Annotated in this window: 21 protein-coding genes and 4 tRNA genes; 11 read left to right on the plus strand and 14 right to left on the minus strand. The window is 66.7% G+C overall.

Translation table 11 applies throughout. From position 1 onward, the window contains the following. Positions 1–9 precede the first annotated feature (9 nt). Positions 10–300 carry a hypothetical protein gene (locus tag AAFN46_RS06175; RefSeq protein WP_347807815.1) on the plus strand — a complete coding sequence of 97 codons (291 nt, stop codon included), beginning with the start codon at positions 10–12 and terminating at the stop codon, positions 298–300. 332 nt (positions 301–632) lie between these two features. Here AAFN46_RS06175 and AAFN46_RS06180 read toward each other — a convergent pair whose 3' ends face one another. The 8 genes from AAFN46_RS06180 to AAFN46_RS06215 form a co-directional block, all read right to left on the minus strand. After that, a complete protein-coding gene (locus AAFN46_RS06180; RefSeq protein ID WP_347807816.1) occupies positions 633–1028 on the minus strand; it encodes an MAPEG family protein in 396 nt (131 codons plus the stop codon). A 136-nt stretch (positions 1029–1164) separates the two neighbouring features. Then, positions 1165–1251 (minus strand) — tRNA-Leu (locus AAFN46_RS06185). Between the two features lie 115 nt (positions 1252–1366). Then, positions 1367–1440, minus strand: a tRNA-Cys gene (locus AAFN46_RS06190). Positions 1441–1483: 43 nt separating this feature from the next. Continuing rightward, positions 1484–1559 (minus strand) — tRNA-Gly (locus tag AAFN46_RS06195). Between the two features lie 66 nt (positions 1560–1625). Next, positions 1626–2186, minus strand: a complete 561-nt coding sequence (gene pgsA, locus AAFN46_RS06200) for a CDP-diacylglycerol--glycerol-3-phosphate 3-phosphatidyltransferase (protein WP_347807817.1) — start codon at positions 2184–2186, stop codon at positions 1626–1628. A 33-nt stretch (positions 2187–2219) separates the two neighbouring features. Next, entirely contained in the window at positions 2220–4046 is a 1827-nt protein-coding gene (uvrC, locus tag AAFN46_RS06205; protein ID WP_347807818.1) for an excinuclease ABC subunit UvrC, read from the minus strand. 68 nt (positions 4047–4114) lie between these two features. After that, positions 4115–4759, minus strand: a complete 645-nt coding sequence (gene uvrY / locus AAFN46_RS06210; RefSeq protein ID WP_347807819.1) for a UvrY/SirA/GacA family response regulator transcription factor — start codon at positions 4757–4759, stop codon at positions 4115–4117. Between the two features lie 107 nt (positions 4760–4866). Continuing rightward, positions 4867–4954: transfer RNA gene (locus tag AAFN46_RS06215), tRNA-Ser, on the minus strand. 120 nt (positions 4955–5074) lie between these two features. Here AAFN46_RS06215 and AAFN46_RS06220 point away from each other — a divergent pair. The 6 genes from AAFN46_RS06220 to AAFN46_RS06245 all read left to right on the plus strand — a co-directional run bounded on the left by AAFN46_RS06220 (position 5075) and on the right by AAFN46_RS06245 (position 8205). Further along, positions 5075–5743 carry a Bax inhibitor-1/YccA family protein gene (locus tag AAFN46_RS06220; protein WP_347807820.1) on the plus strand — a complete coding sequence of 223 codons (669 nt, stop codon included), beginning with the start codon at positions 5075–5077 and terminating at the stop codon, positions 5741–5743. A gap of 88 nt (positions 5744–5831) precedes the next feature. Continuing rightward, positions 5832–6224: a sulfurtransferase complex subunit TusD gene (gene tusD / locus AAFN46_RS06225; RefSeq protein WP_347807821.1), complete on the plus strand. Its 393-nt coding sequence runs from the start codon at positions 5832–5834 to the stop codon at positions 6222–6224. Further along, positions 6224–6583 (plus strand): sulfurtransferase complex subunit TusC, encoded by a 360-nt coding sequence (tusC, locus tag AAFN46_RS06230; RefSeq protein WP_347807822.1) that lies wholly within the window; start codon positions 6224–6226, stop codon positions 6581–6583. Before tusD ends, tusC begins: the two co-directional genes overlap by 1 nt. Continuing rightward, on the plus strand, positions 6583–6882 hold the full coding sequence (tusB, locus tag AAFN46_RS06235; protein WP_347807823.1) for a sulfurtransferase complex subunit TusB: 300 nt from the start codon (positions 6583–6585) through the stop codon (positions 6880–6882). The genes tusC and tusB overlap by 1 nt, the downstream gene beginning before the upstream one ends. Continuing rightward, on the plus strand, positions 6879–7214 hold the full coding sequence (locus AAFN46_RS06240; RefSeq protein WP_347807824.1) for a TusE/DsrC/DsvC family sulfur relay protein: 336 nt from the start codon (positions 6879–6881) through the stop codon (positions 7212–7214). Before tusB ends, AAFN46_RS06240 begins: the two co-directional genes overlap by 4 nt. A 10-nt stretch (positions 7215–7224) precedes the next feature. Further along, positions 7225–8205, plus strand: a complete 981-nt coding sequence (locus AAFN46_RS06245) for a glycosyl transferase family protein (protein ID WP_347807825.1) — start codon at positions 7225–7227, stop codon at positions 8203–8205. Positions 8206–8299: 94 nt separating this feature from the next. Here the strand turns inward: AAFN46_RS06245 and cysG are convergent, their stop codons facing one another. The 6 genes from cysG to ftsK form a co-directional block, all read right to left on the minus strand. Then, positions 8300–9673, minus strand: a complete 1374-nt coding sequence (gene cysG, locus AAFN46_RS06250; protein WP_347807826.1) for a siroheme synthase CysG — start codon at positions 9671–9673, stop codon at positions 8300–8302. An 83-nt stretch (positions 9674–9756) separates the two neighbouring features. Further along, positions 9757–11034 carry a serine--tRNA ligase gene (serS, locus tag AAFN46_RS06255; RefSeq protein ID WP_347807827.1) on the minus strand — a complete coding sequence of 426 codons (1278 nt, stop codon included), beginning with the start codon at positions 11032–11034 and terminating at the stop codon, positions 9757–9759. Between the two features lie 99 nt (positions 11035–11133). Continuing rightward, positions 11134–11505, minus strand: a complete 372-nt coding sequence (gene crcB / locus AAFN46_RS06260) for a fluoride efflux transporter CrcB (RefSeq protein ID WP_347807828.1) — start codon at positions 11503–11505, stop codon at positions 11134–11136. After that, entirely contained in the window at positions 11502–12824 is a 1323-nt protein-coding gene (locus tag AAFN46_RS06265) for a replication-associated recombination protein A (protein ID WP_347807829.1), read from the minus strand. The genes crcB and AAFN46_RS06265 overlap by 4 nt, the downstream gene beginning before the upstream one ends. Positions 12825–12833: 9 nt before the next feature. Then, positions 12834–13460 carry an outer membrane lipoprotein chaperone LolA gene (gene lolA, locus AAFN46_RS06270; RefSeq protein WP_347807830.1) on the minus strand — a complete coding sequence of 209 codons (627 nt, stop codon included), beginning with the start codon at positions 13458–13460 and terminating at the stop codon, positions 12834–12836. Between the two features lie 15 nt (positions 13461–13475). Next, on the minus strand, positions 13476–15935 hold the full coding sequence (ftsK, locus tag AAFN46_RS06275; protein ID WP_347807903.1) for a DNA translocase FtsK: 2460 nt from the start codon (positions 15933–15935) through the stop codon (positions 13476–13478). A 146-nt stretch (positions 15936–16081) separates the two neighbouring features. Between ftsK and trxB the strand changes: the two genes are divergently transcribed. From trxB to infA, 4 genes are all read left to right on the plus strand, one after another. Continuing rightward, on the plus strand, positions 16082–17029 hold the full coding sequence (trxB, locus tag AAFN46_RS06280; protein ID WP_347807831.1) for a thioredoxin-disulfide reductase: 948 nt from the start codon (positions 16082–16084) through the stop codon (positions 17027–17029). Positions 17030–17067: 38 nt separating this feature from the next. Continuing rightward, the gene (gene aat, locus AAFN46_RS06285) at positions 17068–17748 is read left to right on the plus strand and encodes a leucyl/phenylalanyl-tRNA--protein transferase (protein WP_347807832.1); all 681 of its coding nucleotides are present in this window, start codon (positions 17068–17070) and stop codon (positions 17746–17748) included. Between the two features lie 67 nt (positions 17749–17815). After that, positions 17816–18523 carry an arginyltransferase gene (locus tag AAFN46_RS06290; RefSeq protein ID WP_347807833.1) on the plus strand — a complete coding sequence of 236 codons (708 nt, stop codon included), beginning with the start codon at positions 17816–17818 and terminating at the stop codon, positions 18521–18523. Positions 18524–18646: 123 nt separating this feature from the next. Continuing rightward, positions 18647–18865 carry a translation initiation factor IF-1 gene (gene infA / locus AAFN46_RS06295; RefSeq protein ID WP_002553999.1) on the plus strand — a complete coding sequence of 73 codons (219 nt, stop codon included), beginning with the start codon at positions 18647–18649 and terminating at the stop codon, positions 18863–18865. Positions 18866–18918: the final 53 nt, after the last annotated feature.

The raw sequence follows: 18918 nt of genomic DNA on the forward strand, positions 1-18918 counted from the left end.
AGAGCGACCATGAGCAAGACCTTTACCTACGCCAGCCTGCTGGCCGCCATGCTGGCCCTGAGCGCCTGCGAGAAGAAGCCCGAAGACAAGATGGAGTCGGCCAAGGAGAACGTCTCCGAAGCCATGGAGTCCCTCGGCGAGGCCGCCAAGGACACCGGGGAAGCCCTAGAACAGAAAGCCGACGAGGCACTGGACAGGGAGCCCAGCGCGGGCGAGAAGCTGGAGCAGGCCGCCGAGGATGCGGCCGACACCATCGAGGAAGCCGGCGACGAGGCCAGGGACGCCCTCGACGGTCAGTGACAACAGAGGCCCACAGATGCGTATGCTGTTCAATTAAGAAAACGCCGCGATTTCTTTACAGAGTCGCGGCGTTTTTCTGGCTTGGGCCCGCAGCGAGGGACACTGCCCAATACCATGACCTGGATGTCGCGGTGTCTTGAGAGCGCTCCCCTCTCCCGCCGGGAGAGGGGCTGGGGGTGAGGGACTATCGTCTATTCGCGCCCGGCCCTCACCCCGGCCCCCTCCCATAGGGAGAGGGAGAACAACAGCCGCGGCGCCGACTCAATCAAAGCTCGGCCGAGCGCGATATCGCTAAGTGGACAGCATTACTGCAGATGCGGGACTTCTGCATTTCAGGCCAGCGCCGGGCTGAGCATCAGCAGCAGGCTGCTGAGCAGCCCCACCACCCACACCAGGCTGCGCTGCCAGGCCAGATCGGCCCAATACAGAATCAGGTAGAGCACGCGGGCGATCACGAACGACAGCGCCAACCCATCCACCAACACACCGTGGCTCTGGGTCACGTGAGCCACCAGCACGCCGGCGGCGAATAACGGAAAAGCCTCGAAACTATTCTGATGCGCCGCCAGGGCCCGCGCACCGAAGCCCGTCAGGCGCGCCTGCTGGGCACGCGGATGATGATTGTCGTAGTGCCCGCCACCCTCCTCGGCCATCGCCTTGGCCACCGGGGCCTTGGCCAGGAAGATCAGCACGGCGCTGATGAACAGGCACCACAGAGGTAGCGTCATCGTCTTCTCCTCGGTCGGAGACACCGAAATGGCGTCCGAGGCGAGAGCATGCAGACATGCCGATTGCCATTCAAGCGATAGGGGCAAACGACCGAGGGGAGCGCCGCCCGAGACGAGCGAGAGGGGTACAACAAGATGGTGCCCGAAGCCGGACTCGAACCGGCACGCCATTGCTGGCGAGAGATTTTAAGTCTCCTGCGTCTACCGATTTCGCCATTCGGGCGGTAGCGCTGTGAAGCGAGGGCTGGACTATATACAGCCCCTGGGGTGCCGACAAGCCACATCGGCTTATAAAGAAAAAGCCCCGTAGATCAATGATCTACGGGGCTTTCCTATAGTGGAGGCCGAGGTCGGAATCGAACCGGCGTACACGGATTTGCAATCCGCTGCATGACCACTCTGCCACCCGGCCTCAAACGAAGACGCCGCTTACCGCGGCGTCAACGTCAACAAACTGGAGCGGGAAACGAGACTCGAACTCGCGACCCCGACCTTGGCAAGGTCGTGCTCTACCAACTGAGCTATTCCCGCGTCGTGGTGACGGGCGCCATTCTATCGATTCGCGACGCGCCGTCAACCCCTTGATTCAAAAATACTTTATTTCTTTCCGCTGCCGGTGCTGAGGTGCGGCCAGGCGGCCATAAGGTACTGCAGCATGGACCACAGGGTGAGCCCGGCGGCGACTATCAGCAGCAGGTAGCCGAGCCCGACCCACAGGGTCAGTTGCGGCGGGTTGGCCAGCAGCATGATCAGCGCCACCATCTGCGCGGCAGTCTTCCACTTGCCCAGTTGCGACACCGCCACCTGCGCCCGCGCGCCCAACTCGGCCATCCACTCGCGCAGGGCCGACACCACTATCTCGCGACCGATGATGATCACCGCCGGCAGGGTCAGCCACAGGTTGGCGTGCTCCTCGACCAGCAGGACCAGGGCCACGGCCACCATCAGTTTGTCCGCCACCGGATCGAGGAAGGCACCGAAGGGGGTGCTCTGCTCCCAGAGTCGCGCCAGATAGCCGTCGAACCAGTCGGTCACCGCCGCCAGCGCGAATACCGCACTGGCCGCCCAGTAGCTCCAGGAAAAAGGCAGATAGAAGAACAGGATGAAGACCGGAATCAGGGCGACGCGCAGTACGGTGAGCAGGTTGGGGATGTTCATCGGGACCACTGACCAGCGAGATGAAAACGCATTCTACTCGCTGTGCAGGGCGGCATAAATCGACTCGGCGAGCTTTTTGCTGATGCCCGGCGCCTTGGCGATCTCCTCGACGCTGGCGCGGTTGAGCTCCTGCAGGCCGCCGAAGTGCTTGAGCAGCTCGCGCCGGCGCTTGGGTCCGACGCCGGCCACTTCCTCCAGGCTGGAGGTGCGCCGCGCCTTGCCGCGGCGCTCGCGGTGGCCGGTGATGGCGAAGCGGTGCGCCTCGTCGCGGATCTGCTGGATCAGGTGCAGGGCCGGCGAGTCGCCCGGCAGGATGAACTCGTGCTCGGCGTCGTTGAGATAGAGGGTCTCCAGCCCCGGCTTGCGGGTCACGCCCTTGGCCACGCCGAGCAGGATCAACTCGGGCACCGCCAGTTCCTGCAGCACCTCGCGCGCCATCGCCATCTGCCCCTTGCCGCCGTCGACCAGGAGAATGTCCGGCAGCTTGCCCTCGCCCTCCTTGAGCTTGCTGAAGCGCCGGGTCAGGGCCTGGTGCATGGCCGCATAGTCGTCGCCGGCGGTGACGCCCTCGATATTGAAACGCCGGTAATCGGACTTCAGCGGCCCCTCGGGGCCGAACACCACGCAGGAGGCGACCGTCGCCTCGCCGCTGGAATGGCTGATGTCGTAGCACTCCAGGCGCTGCGGCGGCTCGCCCAGATCGAGCGCCTCGGCCAGCGCCTCGAAGCGCGCGGCCACATGCTGGCGGTTGGCCAGGCGCGCGGCCAGGGCCTGCTCGGCGTTGGTCACCGCCAGCTGCTGCCAGCGCGCACGGGTGCCGCGCACCCGGTGGCTGATGCCGATCTCGCGGCCGCGCAGCTCGGCGATGGCGGCGACCAGGACCGGGAAGTCCTCGTGCATGGCGTTGACGATCAGCTCGCCCGGCAGGTCGCGCTCGTGGCTGGACAGGTAGTACTGGGCGAGGAAGGCCGCGAGCACGGCGCCACCCTCCTCCTCGATGCCGACCTGGGGAAAGAAGTTCTTGCTGCCCAGCACCCGCCCGCCGCGCACGCTGATCAGGTGCACGCAGGCGCCACCCGGGTTGACCATGGCCGCCACCACGTCCACATCGCCGCTGCCGCCCTCCATGCTCTGCTGGTCCTGCACCCGGCGCAGCACGGCGATCTGGTCGCGCAGCTCGGCGGCGCGCTCGAACTCCAGGCTCGCCGCCGCCTGCTCCATGGAGGCGGACAGCTCATCGGCCAGGGCATTGCTGCGCCCCTCGAGAAACATCACCGAGTGACGCACGTCCTCGGCGTACTCGTCCGGCTCGACCAGGCCGACGCAGGGCGCCTTGCAGCGCTTGATCTGGTACTGCAGGCAGGGCCGCGTGCGGTTCCTGAAGTAGCTGTCCTCGCACTGGCGCACCATGAAGGTCTTCTGCAACAGGTTGAGGCTCTCGCGAATGGCCCCGGCGCTGGGATAGGGGCCGAAGTAGCGGCCCTTGGCCTTCTTCGCCCCACGATGGATGCCCAGGCGCGGATAGTCGCCGTCGGACAGCAGCACATAGGGGTAGGACTTGTCGTCGCGCAGCAGGATGTTGTACGGCGGCCGCCACTCCTTGATCAGCGTCTGCTCCAGCAGCAGCGCCTCGGTCTCGTTGGCGACTATGGTGGTCTCGACCTGCGCGATGCGCGCCACCAGGGCGGCGGTCTTGGGCGCCAGGCCGGTCTGGCGGAAGTAGCTGGCCAGGCGCTTCTTCAGGTTCGACGCCTTGCCGACGTAGAGCAGCTTGCCCGCCTCGTCGAACATCCGGTACACGCCCGGCCGGCCGCTGCAGGTGGCGAGGAAGGCGCTGGGGTCGAAGGGAGCGGAAGTCATCGGAATCGCGAGGCCGAAAAAGCAAGAGGACGCAGTTTACGTCCTCTTTGCAGGCTTGCCTAAGGCTCTCAGCCTACCGCGTCGACCATGCCGTGGCGCACGGCCAGCAGGGCCAGCTCCACGTCGCTGGTGATCGAGAGCTTCTCGTAGATGCGGTAGCGGTAGGTGTTGACCGTCTTCGGCGACAGGCACAGCTTGTCGGAGATGGCCTGCACCTTCTGGCAGTTGGCGATCATCAGGGCGATCTGGATCTCGCGTTCGGACAACAGGTCGAAGGGCGAGCCGCCGCTGTTCGGCTGGAAGGACTTGAGCGCCAGCTGCTGGGCGATCTGCGGGCTGAGGTAACGCTGGCCGGCGAAGGCCATGCGGATGGCCTGGACCATCTCCTCCAGGGCGGCACCCTTGGTCAGGTAACCGGCGGCGCCGGCCTGCAGCAGACGGGTGGGGAAGAGATCGTCATCGCAGGCGGTGACCGCGACGACCTTCAGATCGGGATGGCTGCGCAGCAGCTTGCGGGTGGCTTCGAGGCCGCCGATGCCGGGCATCTTGACGTCCATCAGGACCACGTCCGGCTTCAGCTCGCGCACCTTCTTCAGCGCCTGCTCACCGGAGTCGGCCTGGCCTATCACCTGCAGCCCGTCGATATCGGCCAGCATGCGGGTGATGCCCGTTCGCACCAGATCGTGGTCGTCGACCACCAGCACCTTAATCAAGCCACACCTCGCTGCGCCATTACAGCCCCGATACGAACCTAGCTTGGCGCAAAACCGCCGGAAAGCAAGCGCCAGAAAGCCGTGCTTGGCGGATCGAGGGGAGAAGATGGCGGAGGCGGTGAGATTCGAACTCACGGATAGTTGCCCATCGGCGGTTTTCAAGACCGCTGCCTTAAACCACTCGGCCACACCTCCGCATTTGCGGGCCGCCATACTACCGGAACGCAACACACTGTCAAACACTGGACGTTGGCAGTTGGGAACGCTCTGTTATGATCGGCCTGACCACGGATTTATACCCTCAGGAGGGATGCCATGCACGAACAAGACTATGCACTCGCCCATGCGCAGGCGGACCAGCTGGAAACCAGTAAGGTCCTGCGCAACACCTACGGCCTGCTGGCCATGACCCTGGTGTTCAGCGCGCTCTGTGCCTTCGTCAGTGCTCAGCTGAGCCTGCCGCATCCCGGCTTCATCATCACCCTGGTCGGTTTCTACGGCCTGTTCTTCCTCACCGCCAAGCTGCGCAACAGCGGCTGGGGCCTGCTCAGCACCTTCGCCCTGACCGGCTTCATGGGCTATGTGCTGGGGCCGATCCTCAATATGTACATGGGCCTGGCCAACGGTGGCGAGCTGATCGCCAGCGCCATGGGCATGACCGCCCTAGTGTTCTTCGGCCTGTCCGCCTATGTGCTGACCACCCGCAAGGACATGAGCTTCCTCGGCGGCTTCATCACCGCCGGCTGCTTCGTCCTGCTCGGCGCCATGCTGGTCGGCTTCTTCTTCCAGATCAGCGGCCTGCAACTGGCCATCAGCGCCGGCTTCGTGCTGTTCGCCTCGGCCTGCATCCTCTACGAGACCAGCGCCATCATCCACGGCGGCGAGCGCAACTACGTGATGGCCACCATCGGCCTGTACGTGTCGATCTACAACCTGTTCGTCAGCCTGCTGCAGATCTTCGGCATCATGGGCGGCGACGACTGATCCACCCGGCCTCGAACGAGCCCGCTTCGGCGGGCTTTTTCATGCCTCGGCGTTTATCATGGGCGCATCGTCACGCCCTCGGAATCCCATGAAGTTCGCCATCGCCCTGTTCGCTCCCGCTCATGCGCCCTCCTCGCGCCGCGCCCTGCGCTTCGCCCAGGCGGCGCTGGACGGCGGCCACGAGATCATTCGCCTGTTCTTCTATCAGGACGGCGTGCACAGCGCGGCCGCCAACCCGGTGAGCCCGCAGGACGAACTCGACCTCGCCGGCGAATGGCGCGACTTCGTCCGCCAGCACGGCCTGGATGCCGTGGTCTGCATCGCCGCCGCCCTGCGCCGCGGCGTGCTGAACGCCGAGGAAGCGCAGCGCTACGGCAAGCCGGCCGCCAACCTGGAGGGGCCCTGGGAGCTGTCCGGCCTCGGCCAGTTGCACGAGGCGGCGCAGATGGCCGACCGCCTGGTCTGCTTCGGAGGCCACTGATGAGCAAGTCGATGCTGATCATCAGCCGCCAGGCACCCTGGGCCGGCCCCGGCGCCCGCGAGGCGCTGGACATCGCCCTGGCCGGCGGCGCCTTCGATCTGCCGCTGGCCATGCTGTTTCTCGACGACGGCGTGTTCCAGCTGGTCGCCGGCCAGCGCGCCGATGCCCTGCAGCAGAAGGACCTGGGCGCCAATCTGCAGGCGCTGCCGCTGTTCGGCGTGGAACAGCTGTTCGTCGCCAGCCGCAGCCTGGCCGAGCGCGGCCTGACCAACACGCCGCTGGCGGTGGCGGCCGAGGCACTGGACGACAGCGCCCTCGGCCCGCTTCTCGAACGTTTCGACCTGGTGGTGACGATCTGATGGCCACGCTGCACCTGCTCTCCCACTCCCCCTTCAGCGACAGCCGCCTGAGCAGCTGCCTGCGCCTGCTCGGCCCGCAGGACGGCCTGCTGCTGAGCGGCGACGCCGTCTACGCTCTGCAACCCGGCAGCGCCCAGCTGCAGGCCCTGGAGCTGATGCCGGATGGCGTCGCCCTCTACGCCCTGGACGAAGACCTGCGGGCCCGCGCCCTGAGCGCGCCGGCCCGCGCCCAGGCCATCGACTACCCGGCCTTCGTCGAACTGTGCGGCCGCTACGCCAAGGTCAACAGCTGGCTATGAGCACACTGCAGGTCGAGGGGCGCGAGATCGCCCTGGACAAGGACGGCTACCTGGTCGAGCTGGCCGACTGGTCGCCGGCCACCGCCGAGGCCCTGGCCGCGCGCGAGGAACTGCAGCTGTCCAGCGAGCACTGGGAAATTCTCGACCTGTTGCGCGGCTTCTATGCCGAGTTCCAGCTGTCGCCGGCCACCCGCCCGCTGATCAAGTACGTGGCCCTCAAGCTGGGCCCGGAGAAGGGCAACAGTCTGCACCTCAACCGCCTGTTCAAGGGTACGCCCGCCAAGCTGGCCGCCAAGCTGGCCGGCCTGCCCAAACCCACCAATTGCCTGTGAACATCCAGCCATGAACCTCGTCGCCCCAGCCGAACACCCCTTCGCCCAGTTCGTCCGCATTCTCGGCAAGGGCAAGCGCGGCGCGCGCAGCATGAGCCGTGAGGAGGCACGCGAGGCCATGGGCATGCTGCTCGACGGCCGGGTCGAGGACACCCAGCTCGGCGCCTTCCTCATGCTGCTACGGCACAAGGAGGAGAGCGCCGAGGAGCTGGCCGGCTTCACCGAGGCCATCCGCGCCCGCCTGCAGGCGCCGCGCATCGCCGTGGATATCGACTGGCCGACCTACGCCGGCAAGAAGCGCCACCTTCCCTGGTTCCTGCTGGCGATCAAGGCACTGGCGGCCGGCGGCGTGCGCGTGCTGATCCACGGTGGCGGCGCCCACACCGCCGGGCGCCTGTACAGCGAGCAGCTGCTGCAAACCCTGGAGATTCCCCTGTGCGGCAGCTGGGAGCAAGTGAGCGCAGCGCTGGATAGCCGCCATCTGGCCTTTATCCCGCTGGGCGCCTGGGCGCCGCAGCTGCAACGGATGATCGACCTGCGCAACACCCTGGGCCTGCGCTCGCCCATCCATTCCCTGGCGCGCATCCTCAACCCGCTGGGCGCCCGGGTCGGCCTGCAGAGCATCTTCCACCCCGGTTACCAGGCGGTGCACCGCGAGGCCAGCCAGTTGCTCGGCGACCACGCCATAGTGATCAAGGGCGAAGGCGGCGAGATCGAGGTCAACCCGGACGGCGCCTGCCACCTTTACGGCACCGAAGGCGGCAGCAACTGGGACGAGGAATGGCCCGCCCTCTCCGCCCAGCGCCACGTCAAGCCGCAGAGCCTGGAGCCGCAATGGCTGCTGGATTTCTGGAATGGCGAAGTGGAGGACAGCTACGGCCGCCTGGCCGTGCTCAGCACCCTGGCCCTGGCCCTGCGCGGCCTGGGCGAGCCCCGCGAAGCGGCCTTCTGCCGCGCCGAGGCGCTCTGGCAGGCACGCCATACTGGCTAGGCCGCTCTTACCAATCGTAGGCTGGGTAGAGGTGCGCAGCACCGAAACCCAGCTCTGGTAAGGGTCCGCTGGGTTTTGCTTCGCGCTACCCAGCCTACCGATCGAACCAGGCCAGCTTGTCGCGCAACTTCACTACCTCGCCGACTATCACCAGGGTCGGCGCGTGCACTTCGTGCTCGGCCACCAGCTGCGGCAGATTGGCCAGGGTGCCGGTGAACACCCGCTGGTTCTGCGTGGTGCCCTGCTGCACCAGGGCCGCCGGGGTGTCGGCGGCGCGACCGTGGGCGATCAGCTCCTGGCAGATGCTCGGCAGGCCAACCAGGCCCATGTAGAACACCAGGGTCTGCCCCGGCGCCACCAGCTCGGCCCAGGGCAGGTCGGTGCTGCCGTCCTTGAGGTGGCCGGTGACGAAGCGCACCGACTGCGCGTGCTCGCGGTGGGTCAGCGGAATGCCGGCATAGGCCGCGCAACCGGAAGCCGCGGTGATGCCCGGCACCACCTGGAACTGGATGCCCTCGGCGGCCAGTTGCTCGATCTCCTCGCCGCCGCGACCGAAGATGAAGGGGTCGCCGCCCTTCAGGCGCAGCACACGCTTGCCCTGCTTGGCCAGGTCCACTAGCAGCTGGTTGATCTCCTCCTGCGGCACCGCGTGCTCGGAACGGCGCTTGCCGACATAGATGCGTTCGGCGTCACGCCGGCACAGCTCGATGATGGCCGGCGCCACCAGGCGGTCGTAGAGCACCACGTCGGCCTGCTGCATCAGGCGCAGGGCGCGGAAGGTCAGCAGGTCGGGATCGCCCGGGCCGGCACCGACCAGGTACACCTCACCCAGGGCGCGCGGCGCGGCGCCGGCGACCTTGGCCTCGAGCAGGCGCTCGCCCTCGCTCAGCTTGCCGGCGAACACGCTCTCGGCGATCTGCCCCTGGAACACGTCCTCCCAGAACACCCGGCGCTGCTGCACGTCGGGGAACAGCTGCTTGACCCGCTCGCGGAAGCGCTTGGCCAGCCCCGCCAACTGCCCGTAGGTGGCGGGAATCCAGGTCTCGATCTTGGCGCGGATCAGCCGCGCCAGCACCGGCGCGTCGCCACCGCTGGTCACCGCCACTATCAGCGGCGAGCGATCGACTATGGCCGGGAAGATCACGCTGCACAGGGCCGGCGCGTCCACCACGTTGACCGGCACGCCCAGCGCCTGGGCCTCGGCCGAGATGCGCGCATTGAGCGGCTCGTCGTCGGTGGCGGCGATCACCAGGGCCACGCCCTGCAGGTCCGCCGACTCGTAGCCGCGCAGGAATACCCCTTGCGCGCCGGCCAGCTCGCGCAGCTCGCCGCGAATCTGCGGCGCCACCACGCGCAGGCTGGCGCCGGCATCGCTCAGCAGGCGCGCCTTGCGCAGCGCCACCTCGCCACCGCCGACGACCAGCACCGGGCGACCCTGAAGCTTGTGAAACAGCGGAAGGAAATCCATGAATGCAGCCTCAAGCAGCAAGCTTCAAGCGGCAAGAGAGCTGCTTTGTACTTGCAGCTTGAAGCTTGCCGCTTGCCGCTGTTTTAGATGACTTCGACTCCGCCCATATAGGGCTTGAGCACGTCCGGCACACGGATGCTGCCGTCGGCCTGCTGGTAGTTCTCCAGCACCGCCACCAGGGTGCGGCCCACCGCCAGGCCGGAGCCGTTGAGGGTGTGCACCAGCTCCGGCTTGCCGGTCTCCGGATTGCGGTAGCGCGCCTGCATGCGGCGCGCCTGGAAGTCGCCGCAGTTGGAGCAGGAGGAAATCTCGCGGTACTTGTCCTGGCTCGGCACCCAGACCTCCAGGTCGTAGGTCTTCACCGCGCTGAAACCCATGTCGCCGGTGCACAGGGCCAGCTTGCGGTACGGCAGCTCGAGCAGCTGCAGCACCCGCTCGGCGTTGGCGGTCATGCCTTCCAGGGCCTCGAAGGACTTGCCCGGCTCGACGATCTGCACCATCTCGACCTTGTCGAACTGGTGCTGACGGATCATGCCGCGAGTGTCGCGCCCGGAGGCGCCGGCCTCGCTGCGGAAGCACGGGGTGTGGGCGACGAACTTCAACGGCAGCTGCTTGGCGTCGAGGATCTCGCCGGCGACTATGTTGGTCAGCGACACCTCGGCGGTCGGGATCAGGTAGAAGTCGGCCTCGCCCTCGCGGGTGATCTTGAACAGGTCTTCCTCGAACTTGGGCAGCTGGCCGGTGCCCTGCAGGGCCGGGGCCTGCACCAGATAGGGGGTGTAGGCCTCCTCGTAACCGTGCTCGCCGGTGTGCAGGTTGATCATGAACTGGGCCAGGGCGCGATGCAGGCGGGCGATGGGGCCGCGCAGCAGGGCGAAGCGGGCGCCGGAGAGCTTGGCGGCGGTCTCGAAGTCCAGCCAGCCGTGCTGCTCGCCGAGGGCGACATGGTCCTTGATCTCGAAGTCGAAGCTGCGCGGAGTGCCCCAGCGCGATACCTCGACATTGGCCTCCTCGTCCTCGCCCAGCGGCACGGACTCATGCGGCAGGTTGGGAATGTTCAGCAGCAGGGCGTCCAGCTCGGTCTGGATGGCGTCAAGCTCGCGCTTGCCCTCTTCCAGGTCGCTGCCCATCTTGTCGACCTCAGCCAGCAGCGGGGCGATGTCCTCGCCGCGCGCCTTGGCCTGGCCGATGGACTTGGAGCGCGCGTTGCGCTCGGCCTGCAGCTGCTCGGTGCGGGTCTGCACCGCCTTGCGCTGGGCTTCGAGGGCTTCGAAGCGCGCGACATCCAGCTGAAAACCACGGGTGGCGAGGCGCTGCGCGACTTCCGCGAGCTGGCTGCGAACGAGTTTGGAATCGAGCATGGTGTAGGTCCCAACAAGCAAATGAACGCCGATCGGCGGTCGGTCGTGAATGTGGCGCAGTTTACGGGCTTCAAGGCGCCAAGCCGAGCCCTTTTGCCATCAACGCACCAGCGTCATGCCCAGCCAGGCGGCCAGCAGGCCACCGGCGACGCTGCCGAGCAGCAGGGCCAGGGCGGTGCCGGGCTGACCATGCTCAAGCAGGCGCAACACTTCCAGGCTGAAGCTGGAAAAAGTGGTCAGGCCGCCCAGCACACCCGCCAGCAGCCCGGTGCGCAGGGCCAGGGGCAGGTCGGTACGGGTCAGGAAGAACGCCGACAGCGCGCCGATGAGGAAACAACCGACCAGGTTCACCGCCAGGGTCGCCAGGTAGTAGTGACGCGGCCAGTGCGCCACCACCCAGGCACTGGTGAGAAAACGCAGCACCGAGCCTGCGGCGCCTCCGGCCGCCACGGCCAGCACCACCTTGATCATGGCCGCCGCCTCCGCGGGCTCTGCCGGTCCAGCTCGGCCAGGCGCTGCAGCTTCTCGCGGATCTTCAGCTCCAGGCCGCGCGGCACCGGGTCGTAGTAGCGCCGCGGCGCAAGCTCCTCGGGGAAATAGTCTTCACCGGCGGCATAGGCCTCCGGCTCGTCGTGGGCATAGCGGTATTCCTCGCCGTAGCCCAGCTCCTTCATCAGTTTGGTCGGCGCGTTGCGCAGGTGCAGCGGCACCTCCAGCGAGCCGTGCTCGGCGGCGTCGCGCAGGGCCGCCTTGAAGCCCATGTACACCGCGTTGCTCTTCGGCGCGCAGGCCAGGTAGACCACGGCCTGGGCCACGGCCAGCTCGCCCTCGGGACTGCCGAGGCGCTCCTGCACGTCCCAGGCGTTGAGGCACAGGGTCAGGGCGCGCGGGTCGGCGTTGCCGATGTCCTCGCTGGCCATGCGCACCACGCGCCGGGCCAGGTACAGCGGATCGCAGCCGCCGTCGATCATCCGCGCGTACCAGTACAGCGCGGCGTCGGGGTTGGAGCCGCGCACCGACTTGTGCAGCGCGGAAATCTGGTCGTAGAAGGCCTCGCCGCCCTTGTCGAAGCGCCGCCGGCTGTCGCCCAGCAGGTTGTGTAAAAGCTCGGGGCCGATCTCGTCGCCGTCCTCGGCCAGGTCGGCGGCGTTCTCCAGCAGGTTGAGCAGGCGCCGGCCATCGCCATCGGCGGCGGCCAGGAGAATCTGGAAGCTCTCCTCGGGCAGACTGAGCCCACGCGTGCCCAGGCCCCTGTCCTCGCCCAGGGCGCGCGCCACCAGCTTGCGCAGGGCGGCCTCGTCCAGGCTCTTCAGCACATAGACGCGGGCCCGCGAGAGCAGCGCGTTGTTCAGCTCGAACGAGGGATTCTCGGTGGTGGCGCCGATGAAGATCAGGGTGCCGTCTTCGACATAGGGCAGGAAGGCGTCCTGCTGGCTCTTGTTGAAACGGTGCACCTCGTCGACGAAGAGGATGGTGCGGCGGCCGTACTGGGCGGCCTGCTGCTTGGCCACCTCGACCGCCTGGCGAATCTCCTTGACGCCGGACAGCACGGCGGAAATCGTCTCGAAGTGGGCATCGGAGACCTGCGCCAGCAACCTGGCCAATGTGGTCTTGCCGACGCCGGGCGGGCCCCAGAAGATCATCGAGTGCAGCGCGCCCTGCTCTAGCGCCTCGCGCAGCGGCTTGCCGGCCCCCAATACGTGCTCCTGGCCGACGTACTCGTCCAGGCTGGTGGCGCGCAGACGCGCGGCCAGCGGCTGGGCGACGGGGGTGGCGCGGAACAGGTCCACCTGGGCCTCTTATTCCTGGATGACGTCGGCGCCTTCCGGCACCTGGAAGTCGAACAGGCCGGCGTCCAGCTTGTCGTTCATCTTCACGCCGAGGAACAGGATATTGGTGCGCTGGCCGATGCTGTCGATCAGCTGCATGTCGTTGATCGTGCCCTTGCGGAAGGACAGGCGCAGGTTGTCGAACAGGCTGTCCCGGGCCTTGGGCTTGAGGATGAAATCGACCACGTCGCCGCCTTCCTTGTAGGTGATGTCGAAGTTCTCACGGATCTTCGACACATCGCCGGACAGCAGCAGCGCCGGGGTGTGGGTCAGGCGCTGGTCGAGGCTCTGCACGGTCACCTGCATCAGGTCCGGGTCGTACAGCCAGACCTTCTGCCCGTTGGACACCAGCAGCTGCTCCTGCGGCGCATCGGTGTGCCAGCGGAACAGGCCGGGGCGCTTCAGCGCCATCTGCCCGGAGGTCTCCTGCAACTGGGTGCCGGAGCCATCCAGGGTCAGCTGGGAGAAACGCCCGCTCAGGGTCTGGGCCTGGTCGAGCAAGGCGGTCAGCCGCTTGACCGCGGCCTCGTCGTCGGCATGGGCAAGTACGGGGCTGCAGGCCAGGGTGGCCAGCAGCAGCATGCGAATCAGGCGCATGGAAATCCTCTTTCTTCAGTCTCGGGACGGCCCCGGCGCTATGACCTCGCGCGAGCCGTTGGTGTTCATCGGAGTGACCACGCCGGCCATCTCCATGGCCTCGATCATGCGCGCGGCGCGGTTGTAGCCGATCTTCAGCTTGCGCTGCACGGCGGAGATGGAGGCGCGGCGACTCTCCAGCACGAAGGCCACGGCCTCGTCGTACAAGGGGTCTTCCTCGCTGCCCTCGCCGCCCTCGCCGCTACCGCCGCCCTCGAAGCCGCTGCCGCTCTCCTCGACGCCGGCGAGGATGTCCTCGATGTAGTCCGGCGCGCCGCGCTGCTTCCAGGCCTCGACCACGCGATGCACCTCGTCGTCGGAAACGAAGGCGCCATGCACGCGGATCGGCAGGCCGGTGCCGGGCGGCAGGTAAAGCATGTCGCCGTGGCCCAGCAGCTGCTCGGCGCCGCCCTGGTCGAGGATGGTGCGCGAATCGATCTTGCTCGACACCTGGAAGGCCATGCGGGTCGGGATGTTGGCCTTGATCAGACCGGTGATCACGTCCACAGACGGGCGCTGGGTGGCCAGGATCAGGTGGATGCCGGCGGCACGGGCCTTCTGCGCGATGCGGGCGATCAGCTCTTCGACCTTCTTGCCGACGATCATCATCATGTCGGCGAACTCGTCGACCACCACGACGATGGTCGGCAGGGTCTTCAGGTAGGGCGGCTCGTCTTCCATCGACTCGCGCTTGTACAGCGGGTCATGCAGCGGCGTGCCGGCCTCCTCGGCGTCCTTCACCTTGCGGTTGAAGCCGGCCAGGTTGCGCACGCCCATGGCCGCCATCAGCTTGTAGCGGCGCTCCATCTCGGCCACCGACCAGCGCAGGGCGTTGGCGGCCTCCTTCATGTCGGTCACCACCGGGCACAGCAGGTGCGGAATGCCTTCGTAGATGGACAGCTCGAGCATCTTCGGGTCGATCATGATCATCCGCGCCTCTTCCGGCGTGGACTTGAACAGGATCGACAGGATCATGGCGTTGACCCCCACCGACTTACCGGAGCCGGTGGTACCGGCCACCAGCAGGTGCGGCATCTTGGCCAGGTCGGCGATCACCGGCTTGCCGCCGATATCGTGGCCCAGCGCAAGGGTCACCGGCGACTTGGCGTCGTCGTACTCGTTGGACGACAGCACCTCGGAGAAGCGCACGATCTGGCGGTCCTCGTTGGGAATCTCGATGCCGACCGTGGTCTTGCCCGGGATCACCTCGACCACCCGCACGCTGATCACCGCCAGCGAACGGGCCAGGTCCTTGGCCAGGTTGGAGATGCGGCTCACCTTGACGCCGATGCCCGGCTGGATTTCGAAGCGGGTGATCACCGGGCCCGGGTGCACGGACTCCACCACCACCTCGACGCCGAACTCCTTGAGCTTGATCTCGAGCAGGCGCGACATGGCCTCCAGCGACTCGGGGGAGAAGCTCTTCTGCTTCTTCTCGGCCACGTCGAGAATGGAGATCGGCGGCAGGCTGCCGGCCAGGGCCGCATCCTCGAACAGCGGCACCTGCTTCTCCTTGAGCACGCGCTTGCTCGGCTCGGCGGCCTTGGGCGCCGGTTGCGGCGCTATCACCGGCGCGGCGCGGGTCTCGCGCTCGACCATGTGCCTGGCCAGGGTCTCCTCGCGCTCGATCAGGCGCTCCTTGACCTTGGCCTGCTCGCGGCGATCCGGCACCACCGGCGCGGCCACCTCGGCGACACGCTCGTCCACCTCGCGCAGCTGAGCCACCAGTTGCTTGCGCTGCACACGCGCCTCCCACCAGCGGGTGATCAGGCTGTGCACCAGTTCGATCAGGTCGAGGGTGATCTTGCCGGTCAGGTCCATCAGCCTGAACCAGGACAGGTCGGTGAATACGGTCAGGCCGAACAGGAACAGGGCGAGGAACAGCAGGGTGCTGCCCTGCACGTTGAGCGCTTCGATAGCCAGCTGGCCCAGGCTCTCGCCCAGCGCGCCGCCGGCGGAGGCCGGCATGCCGGGCGCGGAATGAAAATGGATATAGGCCAGGGTGGAGCCGGCCAGAATTAGGAACACCAAACCGATCAGACGCCAGGAGAACATCCAGCCGTTCCACTGCCACGGCTCGTTGCGGGCACGGAACATCTGCCAGATGCGCACGGCAAGCAGCAGCGGGAACAGGTAGGCGAAGTAGCCGAGTGCCATGAACAATACGTCGGCGAACCAGGCACCGGCGCGACCGGCGGCGTTCTGCACCTGCTGGGCAGTGCTGGTGTGAGTCCAGCCCGGATCGTTCTGGTCGTAGGTCAGCAGCGCCATCCACAGGATCAGGCAAAGCGCGCCGAGCGCGATCAGGGCACCTTCCTTGAGGCGATGCTGCAATTGCTGGCGCCAGGCCGGCGCCTGGGCTGCTGTGCTGGGATTCTTCAAAACGCTGTCATTCCTGCGCGTGGAACGCGACTGGCGATCCTGGGAGCGGACTATTGTACAAATTTACAGGTATCGTGCCAGGCCGGGGCGCCGTTTTGCCGCCCTCTCCCGCTTCGGTGTAGGATACCCGGCTATCCCTTGCGTGCCGCCCAATTGGAGCACGCATTCTCTTTTGTGACAAAGGCTTATGGGGTCTTTTTATGAGCGAAGTCAAGCATTCACGCCTGATCATCCTGGGCTCCGGCCCGGCCGGCTACACCGCCGCCGTCTATGCCGCCCGCGCCAACCTCAAGCCCGTCGTCATCACCGGCATCCAGCCCGGCGGCCAGCTGACCACCACCACCGAAGTCGACAACTGGCCGGGTGACGTGCACGGCCTGACCGGCCCGGCGCTGATGCAGCGCATGCAGGAGCACGCCGAGCGCTTCGACACCGAGATCGTCTACGACCATATCCACACCGCCGAGTTGCAGAGCAAGCCGTTCGTTCTCAAGGGCGACAGCGGCACCTACAGCTGCGACGCACTGATCATCGCCACCGGCGCCAGTGCCCAGTACCTGGGCCTACCGTCCGAGGAAGCCTTCGCCGGCAAGGGCGTGTCCGCCTGCGCCACCTGCGACGGCTTCTTCTATCGCAACCAGGTCGTGTGCGTGGTCGGCGGCGGCAACACCGCCGTCGAGGAAGCCCTGTACCTGTCCAACATCGCCAAGGAAGTGCACCTGATCCATCGCCGCGACAAACTGCGCTCGGAGAAAATCCTGCAGGACAAGCTGTTCGACAAGGCCGCCAACGGCAACGTGCGCCTGCACTGGAATCACACCCTGGACGAAGTGCTGGGCGACAACACCGGCGTCACCGGCGTGCGCCTGAAAAGCACCGCCGACGGCAGCACTAAAGAGCTGCAGCTGGCCGGCGTGTTCATCGCCATCGGCCACAAGCCCAACACCGAGCTGTTCCAGGGCCAGCTGGAGATGCGTGACGGCTACCTGATCGTCCAGGGCGGCAGCGAAGGCAACGCCACCGCCACCAGCATCGAGGGCGTATTCGCCGCCGGCGACGTGGCCGACCATGTCTACCGCCAGGCCATCACCTCGGCCGGCGCCGGCTGCATGGCCGCGCTGGACGCCGAGAAATACCTCGACGCCTGAGCCCGGCTGCGGGTGCCAGCGCACCCGCCCTCCCCCGCATGTTGACCTGGCTGCAACGCGACTCACTGGACTTCCCCCCGCTGGAGAAGGCCATGCGCGAACCCAATGGCTTGCTGGCCGCCGGCGGCGACCTGTCCGCCGAGCGCCTGATCGCCGCCTACCGGCACGGCTGCTTCCCCTGGTTCAGCGAGGGCCAGCCACTGCTGTGGTGGTCGCCCGACCCACGCACCGTTCTGCTGCCCGAGGAGTTCCACCTGTCGCGCAGCCTGGCCAAGCTGATGCGCCAGCAGCGCCTGCGGGTGACCTTCGACCAGGACTTCGCCGCTGTCATCCGCGCCTGCGCCGAACCGCGCGACTACGCCGACGGCACCTGGATCACCGAGAGCATGCAGCAGGCCTATCTGCAGCTGCACCGCCGCGGCATCGCCCACTCGGTGGAAGTCTGGCAGGGCGAGCAGCTGGTCGGCGGCCTCTACGGCCTGGCCATGGGCCGACTGTTCTTCGGCGAATCCATGTTCAGCCGCATCGACAATGCCTCCAAGGTCGGCTTCGCCACCCTGGTCGGCAAGCTGCGCGAGTGGGGCTTCGCCCTGATCGACTGCCAGATGCCGACCCAGCACCTGCACAGCTTCGGCGCCCGTGCCATTCCACGACGGGAATTCGCCGCCTATCTGCGCGAGCATCTGGAGCAGGGCAGCGCTGCCGACTGGCGGGTATGACCGCCTCGTGTGGTAGGCACCCCCGGGCTGACATACACTTGTCCCAGGGTTTCCCCGAGGGTCGACCATGACCGAGCTGGCACGCCTCAAGTTCTACGCCACTCAGCCCCATCCATGCAGCTATCTGCCCGAGGAACAGGCCACCACGCTGTTTCTCGATCCCAGCCAGCCCATGGATGTGCAGGTCTATGCCGAACTCTCGGAGATGGGCTTTCGCCGCAGCGGCGACCACCTCTACCGCCCGCACTGCCAGCGCTGCACCGCCTGCGTGCCGGCACGCATTCCCGCCGACCAGTTCATCCCCAGTCGCCAGCAGAAGCGCATCCTCAAGCGCAACGCCGACCTGCAAGTGCGCCCCGTACGCCCCGCCTTCAGCGAGGAGTATTACGCCCTCTACGTGCGCTACATCGAGCAGCGCCATGCCGATGGCGACATGTACCCACCCAGCCGCGACCAGTTCAGCACCTTCCTGGTCCGCGACCTACCCTTCGCCCGCTTCTACGAGTTCCGCCTGGAAGGCCGCCTGGTCGCGGTGGCCGTCACCGACGTGCTGCCCAACGGCCTGTCGGCGGTCTACACCTTCTACGACCCGGACGAGGAACGCCGCAGCCTGGGCCGCTTCGCCATTCTCTGGCAGATCGGCGAGACCGCCCGTCTCGGCCTGCAGGCCGTCTATCTTGGCTACTGGATCAAGAATTGCCGGAAGATGAGCTACAAGACCCAGTACCGCCCCATCGAGCTGTTCGTCAACCAGCGCTGGGTCGTTCTGACCTGAGCCGACCATTTCCCGACTCCGCAGCCACTTGGCGTCCCTCCCCCTTTTCGGGCACAATGCACGCCGCTTTTGTCCGGGCACCCTTGCGCCGGGCCAATCTTTGGATACCGAGGGCTTTACTGCATGTCGAAAGAAGACAGCTTCGAAATGGAAGGTACTGTCGTCGACACCCTGCCCAACACCATGTTCCGTGTGGAGTTGGAAAACGGGCACGTCGTTACCGCGCACATCTCCGGCAAGATGCGCAAGAACTACATCCGCATTCTGACTGGCGACAAGGTCCGCGTCGAACTGACGCCCTACGACCTGAGCAAGGGCCGCATCACCTACCGCGCCCGCTGATTGCCACCTCGCGCAATCCGAATGCAAAAACGCCCGGCACTGCCGGGCGTTTT

Origin of the sequence: Pseudomonas sp. CAU 1711, assembly GCF_039888625.1 — a bacterium.
Lineage (GTDB): Bacteria > Pseudomonadota > Gammaproteobacteria > Pseudomonadales > Pseudomonadaceae > Aquipseudomonas.

What these genes read in the sequence shown, in the direction of transcription:
- AAFN46_RS06175 (WP_347807815.1), top strand. Translation starts at nt 10, where the DNA reads ATGAGCAAGACCTTTACCTACGCCAGCCTGCTGGCCGCCATGCTGGCC.
- AAFN46_RS06180 (WP_347807816.1), bottom strand. Translation starts at nt 1,028, where the DNA reads ATGACGCTACCTCTGTGGTGCCTGTTCATCAGCGCCGTGCTGATCTTC.
- pgsA (WP_347807817.1), bottom strand. Translation starts at nt 2,186, where the DNA reads ATGAACATCCCCAACCTGCTCACCGTACTGCGCGTCGCCCTGATTCCG.
- uvrC (WP_347807818.1), bottom strand. Translation starts at nt 4,046, where the DNA reads ATGACTTCCGCTCCCTTCGACCCCAGCGCCTTCCTCGCCACCTGCAGC.
- AAFN46_RS06220 (WP_347807820.1), top strand. Translation starts at nt 5,075, where the DNA reads ATGCACGAACAAGACTATGCACTCGCCCATGCGCAGGCGGACCAGCTG.
- tusD (WP_347807821.1), top strand. Translation starts at nt 5,832, where the DNA reads ATGAAGTTCGCCATCGCCCTGTTCGCTCCCGCTCATGCGCCCTCCTCG.
- tusC (WP_347807822.1), top strand. Translation starts at nt 6,224, where the DNA reads ATGAGCAAGTCGATGCTGATCATCAGCCGCCAGGCACCCTGGGCCGGC.
- tusB (WP_347807823.1), top strand. Translation starts at nt 6,583, where the DNA reads ATGGCCACGCTGCACCTGCTCTCCCACTCCCCCTTCAGCGACAGCCGC.
- AAFN46_RS06240 (WP_347807824.1), top strand. Translation starts at nt 6,879, where the DNA reads ATGAGCACACTGCAGGTCGAGGGGCGCGAGATCGCCCTGGACAAGGAC.
- AAFN46_RS06245 (WP_347807825.1), top strand. Translation starts at nt 7,225, where the DNA reads ATGAACCTCGTCGCCCCAGCCGAACACCCCTTCGCCCAGTTCGTCCGC.
- cysG (WP_347807826.1), bottom strand. Translation starts at nt 9,673, where the DNA reads ATGGATTTCCTTCCGCTGTTTCACAAGCTTCAGGGTCGCCCGGTGCTG.
- serS (WP_347807827.1), bottom strand. Translation starts at nt 11,034, where the DNA reads ATGCTCGATTCCAAACTCGTTCGCAGCCAGCTCGCGGAAGTCGCGCAG.
- crcB (WP_347807828.1), bottom strand. Translation starts at nt 11,505, where the DNA reads ATGATCAAGGTGGTGCTGGCCGTGGCGGCCGGAGGCGCCGCAGGCTCG.
- lolA (WP_347807830.1), bottom strand. Translation starts at nt 13,460, where the DNA reads ATGCGCCTGATTCGCATGCTGCTGCTGGCCACCCTGGCCTGCAGCCCC.
- trxB (WP_347807831.1), top strand. Translation starts at nt 16,082, where the DNA reads ATGAGCGAAGTCAAGCATTCACGCCTGATCATCCTGGGCTCCGGCCCG.
- aat (WP_347807832.1), top strand. Translation starts at nt 17,068, where the DNA reads ATGTTGACCTGGCTGCAACGCGACTCACTGGACTTCCCCCCGCTGGAG.
- AAFN46_RS06290 (WP_347807833.1), top strand. Translation starts at nt 17,816, where the DNA reads ATGACCGAGCTGGCACGCCTCAAGTTCTACGCCACTCAGCCCCATCCA.
- infA (WP_002553999.1), top strand. Translation starts at nt 18,647, where the DNA reads ATGTCGAAAGAAGACAGCTTCGAAATGGAAGGTACTGTCGTCGACACC.